Here is a 6,443-nt window from a genome sequence, read left to right as displayed (position 1 = left end):
ACTCCTTTCCATTCCGAACAGGAAAGTTAAGCTCTATTGCGCCAATGGTACTGCATGGGCAACTGTGTGGGAGAGTAGGACGTTGCCAGGTAAGATAAAAAAGGATAGTTTATACTATCCTTTTTTTAGTTTACAAATTTTTATAGAATACAATTAATAAAGCTATCTTAAAAAAGATGCTTCTAAATAACAAAAGTTATTTAGAAGCATCTTTTTTTAAGATAACTATTAATATATTAAAAAATCTGAAAATAAGATAATAAAATCCTAAGATTATGAATAGATATATGAGAATAGGATTATAAGGAGGATAAGCTTTAGAATCTTTAATACGGTATTAGCATAAGACAAAGTTAATAAGTTAATAAGGAGGAAAAATAAATGAAGGTATTATTGGTAGCATCAGAAGCACAGCCATTTATAAAAATAGGAGGGCTTGGGCAAATTATAGGAGAATTACCAAGAGCTTTAAAGAAGAAAGATATTGATATAAGAATTATTATTCCAAAGTATAAGAATATCGATTCAAATCTTAAAGAAAAATTAACTTTTGTTAAATGGTTCATGGTTAAGGTAGGCTGGAGAAATCAATATTGTGGTGTATATAAGTATGATCATGAAGAGATAACCTATTATCTTTTAGATAATGAATTTTATTTCAATAGAGATAAAGAATATGGATATGATGATGATGCTGAAAGATTTGCCTATTTTAATAGAGCAGTTTTAGATTTCATTGTTGAAGTAGGATGGAAGCCGGATATAATTCATTGTAATGACTGGCAGACAGGAATGATACCAGTTATGTTAAAGTATGAATATATTAAAGATGATAAATATAAAGATATAAAAACTATATTTTCATTCCAAGATATGACATTTAAAGGGGTCTTTCCACCTAAGATACTACCAGACTTATTTGACTATGATATGGAGCTATTTCACAATGGAGTCCTTGAATTTTATGGAGGAGTTAGCTTCATGAAAGGTGGCATTAATTTTGCTGATAAAATTACTACTGTTAGTGATACCTACGCTAATGATATAAAAAATACGCAATTTGGAAATACATCAGATGCATTGCTAGGAGAAAAATCCTTTGATGTGAAAGGCGTTTTAAATGGATTAAATTATGAGGAATACAATCCTTATGGAGATCCATATATATATAGGTCTTTCAAAGAAGGTTGTATTGAGGATAAACAAGAAAATAAATTAAAGCTACAAAAGGAATTAGCTCTAGTAGTAAATAGAAATATACCGATGATCAGCATAGTTTCTAAGTTAAACAATCAAAAAGGGCTGGAGTTGATAATAAATATTGCTGATAGATTATTACAACATGATGTTCAACTTGTAATACTAGGTACTGGTGACAAACAATATGAAGAACATTTTAAGGGGTTACAAAGCAGGTATAAAGATAAAGTATCTACTAATATTAAATTCGATAAAGAATTAGCACATAAAATATATGCGAGTTCTGATATGGTACTTAAACCATCTTTACATGAACCTTGTGGAGAAGGTCAACTTATCGCGCTAAGATATGGGGCCGTGCCTATAGGAAGAGAGACGGGTGGACTTAAGGATACTATTTCTCCTTATAATAAATACAATGGGAAAGGCAATGGCTTTAGTTTTAGTAATTTTAATGCAAATGAATTATTAATTATAATAGAGTATGCATTAGAAGTATATAAAGACAAAAAAAGTTGGAGCTCTATTGTGGAACAAGCGATGAATTCTGATAACAGTTGGGAGAAATCAGCTGAAGAGTATAGTAAATTATATGCTCAAGCTATTAAAGAATAGTCGTAGGGGGGGATTGGTATGCTGACGCTAGAGAAAGAGACTTTTAAAAAAGCATATGAAAACAAATATAAAAATCTACACGGGCAAGAAATAAATGAAGGAAGTAACTCCCAAAAATATGAAGCTCTAGGAAGTTTGATAAAGGATTATGTAATTAGAATATGGATGAATACTAATAAAAACTATAATATCACAGGGGAAAAGCAAGTCTATTATTTTTCTATGGAATTTTTATTAGGAAGATTGTTAGGCGATGTTCTATTAAACCTAGGAATAATGGATGTGTGTAGAGATGCACTGGCAGATTTTAACATTGATTTAAGAGAACTTGAAGAATTAGAGCAAGATCAGGGTCTGGGAAATGGTGGTCTGGGTAGGCTTGCTGCTTGCTTTTTAGATTCTATGGCGTCTCTTAATATAGCCGGAAATGGATGTGGAATAAGGTACAAATATGGTTTTTTTGAGCAAAAGATTATAGATGGCAAGCAGGTTGAGGTTTCTGATAATTGGCTTAAAGAAGGTAATGTATGGGAGCGAAAAAAAATTAATAAAGCTGAAATAGTTAAATTCGGTGGAGAGGTTAAGGTACAAGAACTAAATGGAAATTTAACTTTTACACATGTTAATTATGAACCAATACTTGCGGTACCTTATGATACCCCTATAGTAGGTTATGAAAATGATGTTGCTAATACATTGAGATTGTGGAGTGCAGAAACAGTTTATAATGACTTTGATTACTCATCCTTTAATAGAGGAGAATTGTTAAAGGCAATAGAATATAAAAATTCAGTTGAGTCTATATCTCAGATCTTATATCCAGAAGATTCCTTCTATGAAGGTAAGATACTAAGGTTGAAACAACAATACTTCTTTGTTTCTGCTGGTATACAAAGTATAATAAGACATTTTAAAAAATATGGAGGAAATATAAAACTGCTAGATGAAAAAATTGCAGTTCATATAAATGACACCCATCCTACTTTAGCAATTCCTGAACTTATGAGAATACTAATGGATGATGAGGAATTATCATGGGAAGAAGCCTGGAGGATAACAACTAATAGTATCTCATATACTAATCATACAATTTTAGCAGAGGCCTTAGAAAAATGGCCAATAGAAATGTTTACCAAGCTATTACCTAGAATTTATATGATTGTTAAAGAAATAAACAGAGTATACTGTGAAAAATTAAATGCTAAGTATGAAGGTCAATCGGATAAGATTAATAGAATGGCTATTTTAGCAGATGGTCAAGTTAAGATGGCTAATTTAGCTGTAGTAGGAAGCCATAGTGTTAATGGTGTGGCAAAACTCCACACAGAAATATTAAAGAAAGAAGAAATGAAGGATTTATACTATTTATATCCTAATAAGTTTAATAATAAGACAAATGGAATTACTCATAGAAGATGGTTATTAAAGAGTAATCAAGAATTAGCAAGTTTATTAATGGAGACTATAGGAGACAGTTTTATAAAACATCCTACGGATTTAATATATTTTGAAAAGTATGCAAAAGAAAAGGGAGTACAGGAAGAATTAAATAGAGTGAAAATTAAAAATAAGCAGCGCTTAGCAAAACGAGTTTTTAATAAAACTGGAATTGTAATGAATATAGATTCTATTTTTGATGTTCATGTAAAAAGAATACATGCATATAAGAGGCAAACACTAAATTGCTTAAGGATAATGCATTTATATAATCAATTAAAGGCTAATCCAAGTTTAGATATAAATCCAAGAACATTCATATTTGCAGGGAAGGCTGCACCTGGATATTATTTAGCCAAAAATGTTATTGAATTAATTAATTGTATAGCAGATACGGTAAATAATGATCCTAGAGTAAATCAAAAATTGAATGTTATATTTCTTGAAAATTATAAAGTATCACTGGCAGAAGATATTATACCGGCTACAGATTTAAGTGAACAAATATCAACAACAACAAAAGAAGCTTCAGGAACATCTAATATGAAATTTATGATGAATGGAGCTGTAACTATTGCAACCTTAGATGGAGCGAATATCGAAATAAAAGATGAGGTTGGAGAAGAGAATATAGTGATATTTGGAATGACGGCTATAGAAGTACTAAATTATCTTCAAAATGGTGGATATTCTTCTATAGGTATTTACAATGAAAATAAGCGAGTAAACAGGGTCGTTGGAGATTTAATAAATGGTACTTATCATAAAGATAAGGATAGGTTTAAGAGTATATACGATAATCTTATAACTTATAATGACGAATTTTTTGTTCTGAAAGATTTTGATGCTTACCTAGCAGCTCAAGATAAAGTAGATATGCTGTATAGAGACATGCATAATTGGCAGAAAATATGTGGTATAAATGTAGCTCATTCAGGGATCTTTTCATCAGATAGAACTATTCAACAATATGCAACAGGTATATGGGGATCTGAATTAATTTACAAGAACTTATAAGATAACAGGACTAATGAAATATGATTTTGCAGAAAAAATCTTAAAAGTTTTTTCCGATAGAGTAAGTTATAGAAAAAAGTAAAAGGACTCCGTTAAGGATGTCCTTTCTTTACATTATTTAAAAATAATTATGTATATATTAAAAATAGATAACATATTGTAGTAAATAAAGAAAGATAAGAGAGGAGATTAGTGCTTGTGGATAAAAAAGAAATTGTAGCAATGATATTAGCAGGGGGACAAGGATCTAGACTAGGGGTATTAACTAAGGATATAGCTAAACCAGCTGTACCGTTTGGAGGAAAATATAGAATAATTGATTTTCCACTTAGTAACTGTTCTAATTCTGGAATTCATACAGTTGGAGTATTAACTCAATATAAGCCTTTAGAATTGAATGCACATATTGGAATAGGAGATCCTTGGGATTTAGATAGAAGAGATGGAGGAGTAAGTATATTGCCACCATATCAAAAAGAAAAGGGAGGTAATTGGTATAAGGGAACGGCAAATGCTATCTACCAGAATATTGAATTTATAGATAACTATGATCCAGAATATGTATTAGTGTTATCTGGGGATCATATATATAAAATGGATTATTCTAAAATGTTAGATTTTCATAAAGAAAAAGGTGCTGCGGCAACAATTGCAGTTATAGATGTACCTAAGGCTGAAGCTAGTAGATTTGGTATTATGAATACGAGGGATGATTTATCTATTTATGAATTTGAAGAAAAACCAAGGAAGCCAAAAGGAACATTAGCCTCAATGGGGATATATATATTTAACTGGGAAATCCTTAAAAAATATTTAAAGGAAGATGAATTAGATAAATTCTCCAGTAATGATTTTGGAAAGAATATAATTCCTAAAATTATTAATGGTGGAGATAAGATAGTTGCATATCCGTATAAAGGATATTGGAAGGATGTTGGTACTGTAGATAGTTTGTGGGAAGCTAATATGGACTTGCTTATAGAAGATAATAATCTTAGTCTGCAAGATGAGGACTGGAAAATATATTCGGTTAATCATAGTAGTCCAGCTCAATATATAGGGGCAAGTGCAGACATTAAAAATTCTATTGTGGTTGAAGGCTGTTTTATAGAAGGGGAGATTAGTAATTCTGTAATCTTTCAAGGGGTACATGTTGGAAAGAACTCAATTATTATAGACTCGGTGATTATGCCAAATGTAAGGATAGGGGATAATGTCATTATTAATAAAGCTATTGTGGGAAGTGATGCAATTATAAAAAAGGAATCTAGGGTTGGCGGTGGAGAAGAGATAGAAGTAGTGGGAGCTAAAGAAGAGGTTGAATCAGGAAGATTCGCAGAAGCATGCACTACTATTTAAATTGTAGTAGATTTATAAATAGTTATTAATTCTTTATGTTAAGATTCAGCTTTTGCATATGGAAATAAATTTTGTATAACAGAAAGCTACTGAATATAATAGAAAAGAATATATGACATGAATATAGTGCCAAAGTAAATATGGAAATTCGTATAATACCTATAGCTTTATTTATAGATATGAGTTCAAATTTCTAAAAGCTCAAAGGTATAAATTTATATAAGTATAAAAATGTTGTTTTTTATAAAATATAGTGATTAATATAGCACTAGCAAATGAGATTAAAGAAGAAGACAAATGTATTACTCCTGATGATTGGCTGTAGTAATAGAAAATAATAAATAAATATAATGTTTTCCCCGTAGCAAAGAAATAATTATGAATATTTCTTTGCTACTTTTATTTTATAAATTATACTAGTTTTCAATAAAATGTTATTTTTATGAAACAAACTTAACCAAGCGTATCAATATAAGAATATTTTAGGATAAAGGCATATTTATTAGTATTATAGATACAAGATTGGCTAAATAGCTTTTTTTATAAATTTTAGAGTCATATGAATGGTAAGATAAAACTCGTTGCTGAGACAACGCAAAACAACAGCTATGAAAGATAAATAATCTTTGAGAAAATTGTTGACATGTGTTGAAATAAGTGATAAGATGAGAAAGTCGCTTAAGGGTGACAAACAAATTGGTCTTTGAAAATTGAACAGATATTAATTAAGTTAAAAACCAGCAATTCTTTTTTATGAGTAAGTTTTTGAGTAGATTAAACTTTTTATTGAGAGTTTGATCCTGGCTCAGGACGAA

Annotated in this window: 3 protein-coding genes and 1 rRNA gene; all 4 read left to right on the top strand. The window is 30.1% G+C overall.

All coding sequences use genetic code 11. The features are described 5' to 3' along the window. Positions 1-91 (top strand): 5S ribosomal RNA (gene rrf, locus CLVI_RS16845); the annotation flags it as partial. A gap of 290 nt (positions 92-381) precedes the next feature. Then, positions 382-1,815 carry a glycogen synthase GlgA gene (glgA, locus tag CLVI_RS16840; RefSeq protein ID WP_106061382.1) on the top strand — a complete coding sequence of 478 codons (1,434 nt, stop codon included), beginning with the start codon at positions 382-384 and terminating at the stop codon, positions 1,813-1,815. A gap of 18 nt (positions 1,816-1,833) precedes the next feature. Then, positions 1,834-4,269 (top strand): glycogen/starch/alpha-glucan phosphorylase, encoded by a 2,436-nt coding sequence (locus CLVI_RS16835; protein ID WP_106061381.1) that lies wholly within the window; start codon positions 1,834-1,836, stop codon positions 4,267-4,269. A 198-nt stretch (positions 4,270-4,467) separates the two neighbouring features. Then, positions 4,468-5,628: a glucose-1-phosphate adenylyltransferase gene (locus tag CLVI_RS16830; protein ID WP_106061380.1), complete on the top strand. Its 1,161-nt coding sequence runs from the start codon at positions 4,468-4,470 to the stop codon at positions 5,626-5,628. The last annotated feature ends 815 nt before the right edge of the window (positions 5,629-6,443 follow it).

The organism is Clostridium vincentii (assembly GCF_002995745.1).
Classification (GTDB): domain Bacteria; phylum Bacillota; class Clostridia; order Clostridiales; family Clostridiaceae; genus Clostridium; species Clostridium vincentii.
This window is presented reverse-complemented; position numbering and strand designations above follow the sequence as displayed.